The organism is Nocardiopsis camelliae (assembly GCF_028993595.1).
Lineage (GTDB): Bacteria > Actinomycetota > Actinomycetes > Streptosporangiales > Streptosporangiaceae > Nocardiopsis > Nocardiopsis dassonvillei.
Map to the genome: position 1 here is coordinate 686,427 of NZ_CP118614.1, position 14,580 is coordinate 701,006.

At 72.7% G+C, this 14,580-nt stretch carries 11 protein-coding genes; 5 read left to right on the forward strand and 6 right to left on the reverse strand.

Annotation, left to right across the window (positions count from 1 at the left end; all coding sequences use genetic code 11):
• The first annotated feature begins 9 nt into the window (after positions 1–9).
• From nuoL to PV789_RS03265, 4 genes are all read left to right on the forward strand, one after another.
• On the forward strand, positions 10–1,953 hold the full coding sequence (gene nuoL / locus PV789_RS03250) for an NADH-quinone oxidoreductase subunit L (RefSeq protein ID WP_274978033.1): 1,944 nt from the start codon (positions 10–12) through the stop codon (positions 1,951–1,953).
• Between the two features lies 1 nt (position 1,954).
• Positions 1,955–3,622, forward strand: coding sequence for an NADH-quinone oxidoreductase subunit M (locus PV789_RS03255; protein ID WP_274976095.1), 1,668 nt, complete (start codon positions 1,955–1,957; stop codon positions 3,620–3,622).
• Entirely contained in the window at positions 3,619–5,289 is a 1,671-nt protein-coding gene (gene nuoN, locus PV789_RS03260) for an NADH-quinone oxidoreductase subunit NuoN (protein WP_274976096.1), read from the forward strand. Before PV789_RS03255 ends, nuoN begins: the two co-directional genes overlap by 4 nt.
• Positions 5,290–5,556: 267 nt before the next feature.
• Positions 5,557–6,561 (forward strand): polyprenyl synthetase family protein, encoded by a 1,005-nt coding sequence (locus PV789_RS03265; RefSeq protein WP_274976097.1) that lies wholly within the window; start codon positions 5,557–5,559, stop codon positions 6,559–6,561.
• A 161-nt stretch (positions 6,562–6,722) separates the two neighbouring features.
• Here PV789_RS03265 and PV789_RS03270 read toward each other — a convergent pair whose 3' ends face one another.
• The 4 genes from PV789_RS03270 to rarD form a co-directional block, all read right to left on the reverse strand.
• Positions 6,723–7,640, reverse strand: coding sequence for a phosphotransferase (locus tag PV789_RS03270; protein ID WP_274976098.1), 918 nt, complete (start codon positions 7,638–7,640; stop codon positions 6,723–6,725).
• Between the two features lie 293 nt (positions 7,641–7,933).
• Complete coding sequence (locus tag PV789_RS03275) at positions 7,934–9,262, reverse strand: hypothetical protein (RefSeq protein ID WP_274976099.1); 1,329 nt, start codon at positions 9,260–9,262, stop codon at positions 7,934–7,936.
• A gap of 209 nt (positions 9,263–9,471) precedes the next feature.
• Positions 9,472–10,461 carry a flagellar associated protein gene (locus tag PV789_RS03280; RefSeq protein WP_274976100.1) on the reverse strand — a complete coding sequence of 330 codons (990 nt, stop codon included), beginning with the start codon at positions 10,459–10,461 and terminating at the stop codon, positions 9,472–9,474.
• Between the two features lie 120 nt (positions 10,462–10,581).
• Positions 10,582–11,643 (reverse strand): EamA family transporter RarD, encoded by a 1,062-nt coding sequence (gene rarD / locus PV789_RS03285; RefSeq protein ID WP_274976101.1) that lies wholly within the window; start codon positions 11,641–11,643, stop codon positions 10,582–10,584.
• A 259-nt stretch (positions 11,644–11,902) separates the two neighbouring features.
• Here rarD and msrA point away from each other — a divergent pair, with 259 nt between their 5' ends.
• Positions 11,903–12,565 (forward strand): peptide-methionine (S)-S-oxide reductase MsrA, encoded by a 663-nt coding sequence (msrA, locus tag PV789_RS03290; protein ID WP_274976102.1) that lies wholly within the window; start codon positions 11,903–11,905, stop codon positions 12,563–12,565.
• Positions 12,566–12,708: 143 nt separating this feature from the next.
• Here msrA and PV789_RS03295 read toward each other — a convergent pair whose 3' ends face one another.
• Complete coding sequence (locus tag PV789_RS03295) at positions 12,709–13,548, reverse strand: carbohydrate ABC transporter permease (protein ID WP_248773408.1); 840 nt, start codon at positions 13,546–13,548, stop codon at positions 12,709–12,711.
• A complete protein-coding gene (locus PV789_RS03300; RefSeq protein ID WP_274976103.1) occupies positions 13,541–14,533 on the reverse strand; it encodes a carbohydrate ABC transporter permease in 993 nt (330 codons plus the stop codon). Before PV789_RS03300 ends, PV789_RS03295 begins: the two co-directional genes overlap by 8 nt.
• Positions 14,534–14,580: the final 47 nt, after the last annotated feature.

Here is a 14,580-nt window from a genome sequence, read left to right on the forward strand (position 1 = left end):
GACGTGGCTGTGACATCTCACGCGTACCTCGCCGCCGAACCCGTGGTGGCGACCGCGGCCGACAGCGCGGTGCTGTCGGGCGCATGGCTGCTCATCGCCCTGCCCCTCGCGGGCGCGGCGGTCCTGCTGCTCGGCGGCAGGCGCACCGACAAGTGGGGGCACTGGCTGGCCACGGCCCTGCCGGTCGCCTCCTTCGCCTGGGCGCTGCTCGTCCTGTTCGACCTGCTCGGCAGGGCGGCCGACGCCCGCAGCGTCTCCGTCCCCGTCTACGAGTGGTTCTCCGTCGGAGAGTTCTCCGCCGGGGTGGACCTGCTCGTCGACCCCCTCTCGATCAGCTTCGTCCTGCTGATCACCTTCGTGGGGTCGCTCATCCACATCTACTCCATCGGCTACATGGCCGAGGACCCGGGCAGGCGGCGCTTCTTCGCCTACCTCAACCTGTTCGTGGCCGCCATGCTCGTGCTGGTGCTCGCGGACAACTTCGTGCTGCTCTTCCTCGGCTGGGAGGGCGTGGGCCTGGCGTCCTACCTGCTCATCGGGTTCTGGCAGTACAAGCCCTCCGCCGCGGTGGCCGCCAAGAAGGCGTTCATCATCAACCGCGTCGGCGACATGGGCCTGCTCATCGCGATCATGATCATGTTCGCGGTGCTGGGCGCGGTCAGCTTCAGCGACGTGTTCGCCGCCGTGCCCGGCGCGAGCGACGGAGTGCTGCTCGCCGTCGGTCTGCTGCTGCTCCTGGGCGCCTGCGGCAAGTCCGCGCAGCTGCCGCTCCAGGCGTGGCTGCTCGACGCCATGGAGGGCCCGACCCCGGTGTCCGCGCTCATCCACGCGGCCACCATGGTCACCGCGGGCGTGTACCTCATCGTGCGCGCCGGACCCATCTTCGAGGGCGCCCCGGTCGCCCAGACCGTGGTCACCGTCGTGGGCGCCGCCACCATGCTGGCGGGCGGGATCATCGCCTCGGCCAAGGACGACATCAAGAAGTCCCTGGCAGGGTCCACGATGAGCCAGATCGGCATGATGGTCCTGGCCGCCGGGCTCGGCCCGGTCGGCTACGTGGCCGCCATCGCCCACCTGGTCACGCACGGCTTCTTCAAGGCCGGGCTGTTCCTGGGCGCCGGATCGGTCATGCACGCCATGAACGACGGCGTGGACATGCGCCGCTACGGCGGCCTGGCCCGGGTCATGCCGGTCACCTTCGCCACCTTCGGCCTCGGCTACCTGGCCATCATCGGCTTCCCGCTGCTGTCGGGCTGGTGGACCAAGGAGAGCATCATCTCCGCGGCCTTCGGCGTGGGCGGCACCCAGGGCATGGTGCTCGGGACCGCCGTCATCGTCGGCGCGGGGCTCACCGCCTTCTACATGTCGCGGATGGTCTTCATGACCTTCCTCGGCAAGAAGCGGTGGGACGAGGGCGTGCACCCGCACGAATCGCCGGTCAGCATGACCGCCCCCATGGTGGTGCTCGCCGTCGGGTCGGTCGCGCTGGGCGCCTTCCTCACGCTCGGAGACCGGTTCGCGGGCTTCCTGACCCCGGCCACCGGGGCCCACCCGCACCACTTCGACGTCGTGCACGCGTTCACCGCGCCCTACGGACTGGCCGCCCTCGGCGTCATGGTCCTGGGCGTGGCCGCCGCCTGGGCGGTCTACCTGCGCAAGCCCGTGGAGCGCACCGCGCCCAAGGGCAACCCCGTCACCGTCGCCGCCAGCCGCGAGCTGTACGGCAACGAGATCAACGAGGGCCTGCTCATGCGGCCCGGCCAGCAGCTCACCCGGGCCCTGCTCGTCATCGAGGACAAGGTCATCGACGGGGCGGTCAACGGGCTCGGCGCCGGGGTGCGCGACTCCTCCAGCGGGCTGGGCCGGGTCCAGACCGGGTTCGCCCGCACGTACGCGCTCACCATGCTCTTCGGCGCCGTCATCGTCGCCGCGACGCTGGCTGTGAGGTTCTGACATGATCCCCTGGCTCACCATCGCGATCGCGCTCCCCGCGGTCGGCGCGGTCCTGGTCTGGGCGCTGCCGCGCACCGCCAAGGCCGCCACGGAGCGGACGGCCGCGGCCTCGGCCGCCTCGTCCGCCACCGCCTCCTCCGGAGGCGCCACCGCCACGGCGACGGCCGTGCGGCCCGCCGCCGCGGCCAAGGGCGGAGCACCGGCCGAGACCGCCAAGCGGATCACGCTGGGCTTCTCGCTCGCCACCCTGCTCGTGCTCGGGGCCATGGCCCTGCAGTTCGACACCTCCCGGGCGGGAGCCCTCCAGTTCGAGGAGGTCTACCCCTGGATCCCGCGCTTCGGCGTCAGCTACGCCGTGGGCGTGGACGGCATCGCCCTGGCGCTGGTACTGATGTCGGCCGTGCTGGTGCCGCTGGTGGTCCTGGCCGCCTGGCGCGAGCACGACGACCGCGAGGACGGGGGGCGCGGGTACTTCGCGCTCATCCTGGTCCTGGAAGCGATGATGATCGGCGTCTTCGCCGCCACCGACGTCTTCCTGTTCTACGTGTTCTTCGAGGCCATGCTCATCCCGGTCTACTTCATGATCGGGCGCTACGGGCGCGGCGACGACCGGTCCAGGGCAGCGGTCAAGTTCCTGCTCTACAGCCTCGCCGGCGGCCTGGTCATGCTGGTCGCGGTGATCGGCGTGTACGTCGTCGGCGGCACCTTCCTGTGGAGCGACCTGGTCGGCGAGGGCAGCGCCCTGGCCGCCGTCGACCCGGCCACGGCCCGCTGGCTGTTCCTCGGCTTCTTCATCGCCTTCGCGATCAAGGCGCCGATGTGGCCCGTGCACACCTGGCTGCCCTCGGCGGCGGGCGCCTCGCGCCCGGGCACCGCCGTGCTGCTGGTGGGCGTGCTGGACAAGGTCGGCACCTACGGGATGCTGCGCTACTGCCTGGAGCTGTTCCCGGCGGCCGTGTCCTGGTTCGTGTGGCCGGTGGTGGCGCTGAGCCTGGTGAGCATCATCTACGGCGCGATCCTGGCCATCGGGCAGAACGACATGATGCGCCTGGTGGCCTACACGTCGGTCTCCCACTTCGGCTTCATCACCCTGGGCATCTTCGCCCTGACCGCGCAGGGACAGGCCGGGGCCGCCCTGTACATGGTCAACCACGGCTTCGCGACCGGGGCGCTGTTCCTGGTCGTGGGCTTCCTGATCGCCCGACGCGGCTCCGCGCTCATCAGCGACTACGGCGGCGTGCAGCGGATCGCGCCCAAGCTGGCCGGGGTGTTCCTGGTGACCGGCCTGGCCGGTCTGGCACTGCCCGGTCTGGCGCCGTTCGTCAGCGAGTTCCTGGTGTTCGTCGGCGTGTACGCGTTCAGCCCGGCACCCGCGATCGTCGCGGCGGTCGGCGTGGTCCTGGCCGCGCTCTACATCCTGTGGATGTACCAGCGCACCATGAACGGACCCACCCGGGAGGACCTGACCGGCCTGCGCGACCTGTCGGCGCGGGAGACGTGGGCGGTGGCCCCGCTGCTCGCGCTCATCCTCCTGCTCGGCCTGTACCCGCAGCCGGTGCTGGACGTGATCAACCCCGCGGTGGAGCGCACCGTGGAGGTCGGCGCGGGCCCTGACAGCGGGACCGGGGGCGCCGCGGGCGCCCAGGAAGAGGAAGGAGACGCGGAGTGATCCCCCACATGGACCTTCCCGTCATCACCGAGGCGGCGCCGCAGATGGACTGGTGGCTGCTCGCGCCGCTGCTCACGGTGTTCGCCGCCGGTGTGCTGGGCGTGCTGTTCGAGGCGTTCGTCCCCCAGGGGCGGCGCCGCGCCGTCCAGATCGGGCTCGCGGCGCTCGCGCTGCTGGCCGCGTTCGTCCTGCTGGTGCTCCAGGTGGGCTCGCTGCCCGATGACGCGCCGGGGGTGACGGTCGGCGCCGGGGCGCTGGCGGTGGACCGGACGGTGATCTTCTTCCAGGGCACCATCACCGTGCTCGCGCTGGTGAGCCTGCTGCTGATCTCCGAGCGCCGGGACGGGCGCGACGCGTTCGCCGCGCAGGCGGCGACGGTGCCCGGGAGCGAGGAGGAGCGCGCGCACATCCTGGCGGGCTCCCAGCACACCGAGGTGTACCCGCTGGTGATGTTCGCGGTGCTGGGGATGCTGATGTTCCCGGCCTCGAACGACTTCCTGACGATGTTCATCGCGCTGGAGGTCATGAGCCTTCCGCTGTACCTGCTGTGCGGGCTGGCCCGGCGCCGCCGACTGTTCTCGCAGGAGGCCGCGGTCAAGTACTTCCTGCTGGGCGCGTTCTCGTCGGCGTTCTTCCTGTTCGGCGCCGCCATGGTCTACGGCTACGCGGGCTCGGTGAACTTCGGCGAGATCCGCGTGGCCGTCGAGGCGGGCGGCGCGGACGTCTTCCAGGGCGGAGACGGCGAGCCGCTGCTGCTCATGGGCATCGGCCTGGTGGCGGTCGGCCTGCTGTTCAAGGTCGGCGCGGTGCCCTTCCACAACTGGAAGCCGGACGTGTACCAGGGCGCGCCGACCCCGATCACGGCGCTGATGGCCTCCTGCACGCTGGTCGCCGCGTTCGGCGCCCTGCTGCGGGTGTTCTTCGTGCCCTTCGGGGGCTCGGCCCAGAGCTGGGAGCCGATGCTGTGGGCGGTGGCCGTCCTGACGATGGTCGTGGCCGCGGTCATCGCGGTGACCCAGCGCGACGTCAAGCGGCTGCTGGCCTACTCGTCGGTCGTGCACGCCGGGTTCATCCTGACCGCGGTCGTGGCGGGCAGCACGGACGGGCTCGCGGGAGCCATGTTCTACCTGGCGGCCTACGGGTTCACCACGCTGGGCGCGTTCGCCGTGGTGACGCTGGTGCGGACCAAGGACGGCGGCCAGGAGCTGGGCGACCTGGACCGGTGGGCGGGGCTGGGCCGCCGCTCGCCCGTGCTGGCCGGGGCGCTGGCGCTGTTCCTGCTGGCGTTCGCCGGGATCCCGCTCACGAGCGGCTTCATCGGCAAGTTCGCGGTGTTCGAGGCCGCGGTGGCGGCCGGGGCCGTCCCGCTGGTCGTGGTGGGTGTGCTGAGCAGCGCGGTGACCGCGTTCTTCTACGTGCGGATCATCGTGGTGATGTTCTTCCGGGACCCGGAGGGCGAGGGCCCCACGGTGGTGCGCGCCGGAGCGGCTACGGGCGGGGTCATCGCGATCGGGGTGGCGGCGACGCTGCTGCTCGGCGTGTACCCGGGAGCGGTGCTCGACAACCTGCTGCCCCCGTCCGACGCCGACCAGGCCCCGACCTCGGTGATGGTCGAGCAGGCGTCGACGCAGGCCGGAAGCGCCGGAAGCGCCGGAGGCACGGAGTGACCGGCGGCCGTGAACGCACGGTGACCGGCGGGTACGGGCTCCGGGTTCCGGTCGGACGCGAGCGCTGACCGCGGGTGACCGGCAGAGTGACCAATTACCAGGTCTGACCTGGGATTCGTCACCTGCCGGTTCCGTACCCGGGTGTGGCTTTGGCTGTTCATTCCGGGTCGGATACCGTGGCAAGTCGGATCATGTTCATGTGCTGAGCACGCGGTGGCCCCCTCACCCGGGGTCACCTCCGTGCCGTTCGACAGGTGGAGCTGTACGGTGAGCGGTGCTGTCCCGAGCGGGTTTCTCGCTCTGCCGAGAGTCGACGATGCCCTTGCCCGGGAGGTCCAGGACAACCTGGAGAAGGTCGAGGACCTGCTGCGGGAGTCGGTCGCGTCGAGCGACCCCCTGCTGACCGAGGCGGCGTCCCACCTGCTGGCCGCCGGGGGCAAGCGCTTCCGCGCGACCCTGGTCCTGCTGGCCGCCCACTTCGGCGACCCGACCGTGCCCGACCTCATCCCGGCCGCGGCCGTGGTGGAGCTCACCCACGTGGCCACCCTCTACCACGACGACGTCATGGACGAGGCGGAGCTGCGGCGCGGCGAGCCCAGCGCCAACCAGCGCTGGGGCAACAGCGTCGCGATCCTGACCGGCGACTACGTGTTCGCCCGCGCCTCGGAGATGCTCGCAGACCTGGGCACCGAGGCGGTCCGGCTCCAGGCGACCACGTTCGGGCGCCTGGTGCAGGGGCAGATCCTGGAGACCTCCGGCCCGCAGGAGGGCACCGACCCGCTGGACCACTACCTGCGGGTGATCAGCGACAAGACGGCGTCCCTCATCGCGTCGTCGGCGGAGTTCGGCGGCATGTTCGGCAAGGTCGACCCCGAGACGATCGGGACGGTCACGCGGGCGTGCGACGCGCTGGGGATGGCCTTCCAGCTCGCCGACGACCTGCTGGACGTGGCGAGCGAGAGCACGGACTCGGGCAAGACCCCGGGGACCGACCTGCGCGAGGGCGTGCTGACCCTGCCGATGTTCTACGCGCTGCGCTCCCGGGACGCGGCGGACGAGCGGCTCAAGTCGCTGCTGGGCCGCCCGCTGGACGACGAGGAGGCCGAGGAGGCGCTGGCGCTGCTGCGGGTGCACCCGGCGATGGCCGAGGCCGAGGCCACGCTGCGCGGCTGGTCCGACAAGGCGCGCGCGGAGCTGGCGACCCTGCCCGAGAGCCCGGCCAGGGGCGCCTTCGAGGCGCTGTGCGACTACGTGGTCGAGCGCTCGGGCTGACCTTCGGCGGGTGTCCGTGAGGACGCCCGCGGCGGCCGAGGGGACCGAAGACGGCGCCGTCCGGTGGGGCGGCGCCGTTTCGCTGTCCTCGGGGACGGTCACCGACCACCCGGCTTATCCGGCGCATCCGGCGGAACGCGCGGGCTGAGCGCGCCGACGACCTACCCGTGGAACCGGGCCGGACGCCCGTCCAGGACCCGGTCGAGCGCCGCCCGCCCCGCCGGGCCCCACGCCGGCTTGCCGCCGGGCAGGCCGCGGTCCCCGTTCTGGCCCATCAGCATCAGGAAGAGGCTCTTCAGCGCGGCCAGCCCGCGGGCGCGCCGGACCGTCGCCTCGTCGGCCTCCGCGTACGCGGCGAAGAAGCGTGCCGCCGCGCCCGTCGGCAGCAGCACCCAGGCGGCCGCCAGGTCCGCCGCCGGGTCTCCGGCGGACAGGTCGCCGAAGTCGACGACGCCCGCCAGCGTCCCGTCCGCGACCACGACGTTCGCGGGGTGCAGGTCGCCGTGCACCCACACCGGCGGGCCCTCCCACGCGGGGGCCGCGACGGCGTCGTCCCACACGGCCCGGACACCGGCGGCGTCGGCGCCGATCGCGTCGGCGTCGAGGGCACCGAGGAACCGGTCGAAGCCCTCCGTGCAGCCCCCGGGGCGGGCACCGCGGTCCGTGTCGACCGGCGCGTCGGCGGGCGCCGGCACGTGCAGGGCCCGCAGGAACGCCGCCAGGGTGTCGGCCGCGTGCCCGCCGCGGGTGATCGACCCGCGGTCCAGCGGCAGGCCCGGCACCCACGTCATGACCGTCCACATCTTGGGGAACCGCTCGCAGGGGGTACCGCCGCGTACCGGCACGGGGACGGGCAGCGGCAGGAGCGGGGCGAGCAGCGGCAGCCAGCGGCGCTCCTTGAGCTGGTCGTCGGGGTCGGTGTCCATGCGCTGGATCCGCACGGCCAGTTCGTCCCCGAGGCGCCACATCTGGTTGCCCCAGCCGCCGTCCACCTCGCGCAGGGGCAGCCCGGCCAGGTCCGGGTGCTGGTCGCGCAGCAGGTCGCGGACGAGACCCGCGGTGATCTCGATCTCGGTCATGCGGAGCACCCTACGGGGTTCGGCCACGACGGCGCCGTCATGCCCCGGGCGGTGGCCGCGCCGCGACCCCTGCGCGAACCCGGAGGCGGACGGCCTCGGCCGTCGTGCCGGTGACGTGACGACGGCGCCGCCCGGTGGGGCGGCGCCGTCGCCGTGTCTCTCAGTCCCGCCGTGCGGGGAGGCCGTGCCGGTGTCGCGGTGGGATTCCGTTCAGGTGCCCGGCGGACCGCCCCGGGACCGGCGGACGCGGCGGGGGAGAGCCGTCGCGCCCGCCGGCTGTGCGGGGTCGCGCCCTAGCTGATGACGGGCAGGGCCTCGGAACCGGGCAGGTCCATGAAGGTCGGGTGCTGCGTCATGCCCGCGGGGGTCTCCTGCGGGACGGTGCCGCCCTCGACGGACAGCAGGTCGCTGGTGTCCACGTCGTTCAGCAGGTCGGTGCCGCGGCTCAGCGCGGCCACCAGGTCCTCGGCGGTCTCGGTGTTGACGCCCTCGGCGACCCCGGGCACCCGGGCGTCGGCGAGCTGCGGCACGACGGAGTCCACCGCGTCGTCGACCACGGGCACGCCGGTGCCGGACAGGCGGGGCACCTCGGACTCGGCCAGGGGGCCCTCCACGTTCAGGGGCCGGAGCTCGGCGGCCCTGAGGTCGCCGTTCTCGGCGCCGCTCGCGAGGGCGTCGGTCAGGTCTCCCAGGCCGGGCGACGCGGGCGCCGACTGGTGGACGGTGGTGAGGGGCTGGTCGAGGTTGCGCTGGCCGATCATGCCGAGCACCCTCTCCTCGCCGAGGCTGACGTCGCTGCCCTCGGTCAGGGGGGTGGCCCCCATGAGGTCCTGCACGCTGCCCGGCGTCTCCAGACCGAAGACGTAGGCGATGTCCCACATGTTCGGGACGGGGGGCGCGGCCGCGCTCTGGCGCACGGTGGGGGAGCCGCCCAGACCCAGGGCCTCCTCCAGGACGGGCGCCTCGGCGCCGTCCAGCGACAGGCTGTTGCCGCCGGTCACCGAGGACAGGTCGGAGGTGTCGGGCAGCTGGGCGGCGTCGCGGAGCCGGGAGGTGTCCGGCAGTTGGGCGACCTGGCCGACCCGGGGCAGGTCCACCTGCTCGCGCAGCCCGTAGACCGACTCCAGGGTGTGCGGCAGCACCGTGACCGCGGTCTCCTCCACGGCCTCGCCCGCACGGTGGCCGCCGTGCTCCAGGGCGCGCCCGGCGTCGTGGCCGATGGTGTCGTAGGGGTCGCCGTCCAGGCCGGTGGCGTCCTGGACCCCGGAGACGGTGTCGGCCAGCTCGGAGGTCGGGTTGGGCACCTCGCCCAGCGGGGTCCGGATGTCCTGGCCCTCGGGCAGCGGGGCGGCCAGGTCGGGAGCGGGCTTCTCGGGGTTGTGCGCCGTCTCCTGGAGCTCGCTCAGGGCGCTGTCGGCGATCGGCCCGACACCCTCGGGCGCCACGCTGTTCACGGTGGGGGCGACGCCCTCCACCAGGGCGCGCTCGACGAGCGGCGCGATCTCGTGGACGGGCGAGGAGAGGGACTCGGCGCCGGAGACCCCGGCGCCGAGGGCGACGAAGCCCGCCGTTCCGGCGGCGAGGAGGACGGCCCTGGCTGATATGCGCTTGACCTGCGTCATGGGTTTCCCTTCGGAGGTTGTGCTCTGGATCAGTGGATACGGGGACCGAACGCGTGGGGCGCGTCCGGCCGGAGCCGGGGCGGACCACCGGCTGGCGTGAATTCCGTGAACGGGGCACGGGACTCAGGTCAGCTCCCAGAGAGCGCGCAGAGGGCCTGGCTGGGACGGGTCCGTGCGCGGGTGTGCGTCCGCGCGGAAGGGGACGCGTCCTAGTCGGGGGAGACCGTGGGGTCGTCGCTGGGGCCGCCGGGCACCGTGAGCAGGGCGCGGGCGGCGAGCAGGACGGCGTCGGCGGAGGGCACGGTGACGGGCGCCGCGGTGAGGTATCCCGCGACGGCGGGAACGGGGACGCCGCCCCCGGCGGGCGCGGTCGAACCGGCGGTGAGCTGGTGGGCGGAGGAACCGGGGGCCGGGGCCGCGGTGTCCGGGCGCTCGCCCGCGTCCGCGCCGACTGAGGCCACGGCGGCGCGGATCGGGATGACGGAGCCGTGCCCGTAGACGGTGCCGTGCCCGGCCCCGGGAACGGTGTCCTCGCCCTTCGCCCGCTCGCGCGGCCCGGCCGCGGAGTCGTCGCCGTCCCGCTCCGGGGCGGGTTCGTGGACCGAGGGGGCCACGGGGGCCAGGAGCCCCGCGTCGGAGCGGCCGTCGCGGTCGAGCCCGCCGACCAGGTTCCGTGCTCCCTCGCCCATCCCGGCGACCGGCCACGCGGCCTCGGGCAGGACGGCGGCGGTCTCGGCGGCGGTGCGCTCGGCCCCGTGTTCGATGCGCTGGTGCACCGTGCCCAGGGTGGAGGCGACCGGCTCGGCCACCTTGCCTACGCCCTCGGGGACGACCTCGCCGAGGCGTCCGGAGCCCTCCAGCCCGAGGGAGGAGGCGTCCAGGGCCGCCCGGCCGGAGGAGACGCGGTCCCGGAGGCCGTGGTGCGGTGCGGTGCTCTCCGCGGAGGCGTGTTCGGGGTTCCCTGAGGTTCCGGAGAAGCCGTCCGACAGCCGGCCGCCGGTGAGTGGACCCCCGTCGAGCAGGGACCGTGAGCCGCCGACATCAGTGCCGGAGTCGGCGGCGGCCGGGGCCGCGCCGAGCAGCCACAGGCCGACCAGCAGAGCCCCGACGACCAGCGGCAGCAGGAGCAGGGAGGGCGCCTCGGGGCACACGGCCGCGACGGCGCGCGTGGCGCGTGCCGTTCGGCTGGTGCGAGGCATGGAAGGGCCCTCCGGGACGTGCGGCCTGGTCCGGGCCGGAGGCTGCCCCCGACCCGCGACCTGACGTTAGCACAGAGTCACAGAGGGTAGTTTGGGTTTTCCGAAACAGGGAAGAACGGATCACTCCGCGGACTCGGGCCGGGCGGGCCCCTCCGGGAGCGGCTTCCCGGGCTGTCCGAGTTCGCGTCTCCGCTGTTCGTCGGGGGTTCCGGCCTCTTGCCCGGCGTCTTCCCCGGACTGCTCCCCGACCTGCGTCCCGACTCCTGCCCCGTCCTGCTCCCCGGCCCGGGCGGAGGCGCGTGACCGGGAACGGGCGTCGCGGACCTGGTCGACGACGAACGCGCACAGCGCCAGCCACACCAGCGCGAAGCCCAGCCAGCGGGCGGGCGGCATCTCCTCGCCCTGCACCAGCCAGCCGACGAAGAACATGATGACCGGGGCGATGTACTGGAGGATGCCGATGACGCTCAGGGGTACCCGGCGCGCGGCCACGCCGAACAGCAGCAGCGGCAGGGCGGTCACGAAACCGCTGCCGACCAGCAGGGCGGTGTGGCCCGGGGACACCGAGAACACGGTTCCCGCGCCGGTCGCCTCCAGGTGGACCACGAAGCCCAGCGCGGGCAGGAACATCACCATGGTCTCGACGGTCAGGCTCCGCACGCCGTCCAGGTCCACGTACTTCTTCACCGCGCCGTAGGCGGCGAAGGTGGCGGCCATGAGCAGCGCCAGCCACGGGGTCACGCCGTAGGCGACGGTCATCACGGCCACGGCCAGGACGCCCAGGCCGACCGCCACCCACTGGAGGGCCCGCAGCCGTTCGGAGAACAGCAGCACCCCCAGGCACACCGACATCAGCGGGTTGATGAAGTACGCGAGCGAGGCCTGGAGGGTCTGCTCGGTGGAGACCGCGTAGATGAACCCCCACCAGTTGACGGAGATCAGCACCGCCGCGGCGGCCACCGGCAGCAGGCGGCGGGGGCTGCGCAGCACCGAGGGGAACCAGGACCAGCCCCGGCGGGTGACGAGGATGACGACGCACATCGCGAGCAGGGCCCACACCATGCGGTGGGCGAGGATCTCGCTGGGTTCGGAGGAGGAGAGGAGCGGCCAGTACAGGGCCGCCACGCCCCACAGGAGGAAGGCGGTCGCCCCGAGGACGACACCACGCTTGGATTCCGGCACGTCAGCAATCGTAGGACGAATCGTCCGGGGTGTCCTCATTGCGCGGGCGGGCGAGCGCCGCCACGGAGGCGGGTGAGCACCGCCTCCTTGCCGCGGGCCGGAGGCGCGGAGGCGGGAGGGAGCGCGGAAGGACCGGTGAGGGGGGAACGGGGGCGCGTCCCGCGTCGGCGGGCGCTCCGGCGACGGCCGCCGACCGCGTCCGTCCACAGGTTCGATCGCGTCCGTGCGCCGGACCGGGCCCGTGGATACCCTGGGAAGCATGTTCGGGAGAAAGACGACCATGGTCGATCCAGCACGCGCCCTGCCCGGTCGGGACACCCCGATGGACGTGCCCTTCGGGCACACGGTGCTGGGCACCGGCCTCACCCCGCCCTACCCCGCGGGCAGCCGGATCGCCGATGTGGCGATGGGCTGCTTCTGGGGAGCCGAGCGCATGTTCTGGCGCCTGGGCGCGGAGCGGGGGATCATCACGACTGCGGTGGGCTACGCGGGCGGCTACACGCCCAACCCGACCTACGAGGAGGTCTGCTCGGGTCTGACCGGGCACACCGAGGCGGTGCGGGTGGTGTTCGACCCCGAGCGCATCTCGTACGAGGAGATCCTCAAGGTGTTCTGGGAGGGCCACGACCCGACCCAGGGCATGCGCCAGGGCAACGACGTCGGCACCCAGTACCGGTCGGCGATCCTGTACCACGACGACGCCCAGCGGATCGCGGCCGAGACCAGCCGCGACGCGTTCCAGCCGGTGCTCACCCGCGCGGGATACGGGCCGATCACCACCGAGATCGCGCCGCTGCGGGAGTTCTACTTCGCCGAGGACTACCACCAGCAGTACCTGTCCGACGCCAAGAACCCCAACGGGTACTGCGGGATCGGCGGAACCGGTGCCAGCTGCCCGATCGGTGTGGCGCCCGCGGAGTGAGCGGGGGCCCTCTCCGGCCGGGGCCGCGTCGACCCAGGGGAGCCGTCGGGGACCTCCGGGCAGCCCGCGCGCCTGGTGGAGTGGGGCCCCGGCCGTCCCGGCCCCGCCGACAGCGGGTGCGCGGGACGGCCGGGGACCCGCCCCTACTTCACCGCGCCCGCCGACAGCCCGGACACGAGGTAGCGCTGGACCAGCATGAAGGCCACGACCACCGGCAGGGAGACGGTCACCGACGCGGCCAGCAGCTCGTTCCACAGGGTGTCGGTCTGGCTGGTGTAGAGCTCCAGCCCGATGGAGAGGGTGCGGGTCTCGGTGTCGGTGAGCACCGAGGCGAACAGCACCTCTCCCCAGGCGGTGATGAACGCGAACACCCCCACGGCGAGGATGCCCGGGCGGGCCACGGGGAGGATGACCCGCACCAGGGCGCCGATCCTGCTGGTGCCGTCGATCATCGCCGCCTCCTCCAGGCCCTCGGGGATGGCGCTGAAGTACCCGGCCAGCATCCAGATCGAGAACGGCAGGGCGAAGGTCAGGTAGGTGATGATCAGCCCGGTGTAGGAGCCGGTGAACTCGATGCCGGTGAGGTCCTCCAGCCGCACGAAGATCAGGAAGAGCGGCAGCAGGAACAGGATGCCGGGAAACATCTGCGTCGAGAGCACCGTCATGCTGAACAGCCGCCTGCCGCGGAAGCGCAGCCGTGACAGCGGATAGGCGGCCAGCACCGCCACCACCAGCGCCAGGGCCGTCGCTGTGGTCGTGACGATCAGGCTGTTGGTGAGGTAGCGGGCCAACGGGATCGTCGTCCACATGTCCACGTACGGCTGGAGGGTGACGCGGTCCGGCAGCCAGGTGAACATCCCCCGGACGTTCTCCAGCGGCTTCACCGAGGTCACCACCAGCACGTACAGGGGCAGCACCGTGAACACGGTGAGGAAGGTCAGGACGATCCGCCGGAACCAGCGGAATCCCCGTGTCTCACGCATTGTCCCTCCCCTTGGGCAGTACCAGTCGGACGTAGACCGCCGACGCGATGACCAGCGCGACGAGCAGCAGAACGCTCATCGCGGCGCCCAGGCCGAAGTTCCAGTTGACGAAGGAGTGCTCGTAGATCAGCGGTGAGATCAGCCGCGCGCTCTCGGGTGAGGTGTCGCCGAAGAGCAGGAAGGGGATGTTGAACTCGTTGAACGTCCACAAGGTCATGACGAGCAGGACGACCGCGTTCGCCGGGCGCACCATGGGCAGCGTGATGCCGGTGAACCTCCTCCAGGTCGAGGCGCCGTCGATGGCCGCGGCCTCGTACATGTCCTCGGGGACGCTCTGCAGCGCCGCCAGGAGCATCAGGAACGCGAACGGCCACAGCCGCCACACCGACACGACCACCAGCACCCAGAAGGCGTTCTCTCCGATGAGCCAGAACGGGCGCTCGTCCAGCAGCCCCAGGTCCTCCACGAGCAGCCGGTTGACCATGCCGTCGCGCTGGTTGAACATGAACGCCCAGATGATCGCGGCGACGTAGACCGGCAGGGCGTAGGGCACGAGGAACAGCGTGCGCAGCACGCCGCGTCCCCGGAACTTCGTGTTCAACGCGACCGCGGCGGCCATCCCCAGCACCCACGACACCCCCACCACCAGCACGGTGTAGACGGTGGTGCGGAACAGGCTCTCGAAGAGGGCGCTGCCCAGGGCGTTCCCGGGGTCGAGACCGCGGACGAAGTTCTCCAGGCCGACCAGCGGCGCCGTCGTCCAGCGCCGGATGGTCAGCTGCGTCAGCGAGGTGAACGCGATGTAGATCCCCAGGGCCATGGGGATGATATGGACCAGCAGCTCCAGCACCGCCGCGGGCAGCACCATGCCGTAGGGCAGGAACCACCCCGGGCGGCGCGGACGCCGCCCGCCCGGTTTCTCCGCGGGGCCGGTCCGGGGCGGGGCCTCGACGGTGCCGGGCCCCTGTTCTTCCGTAGTCGACATCTAGCGCCTCCATCAGACGGCCGCCCCGCCGCGGGGGCGGGGCGGCC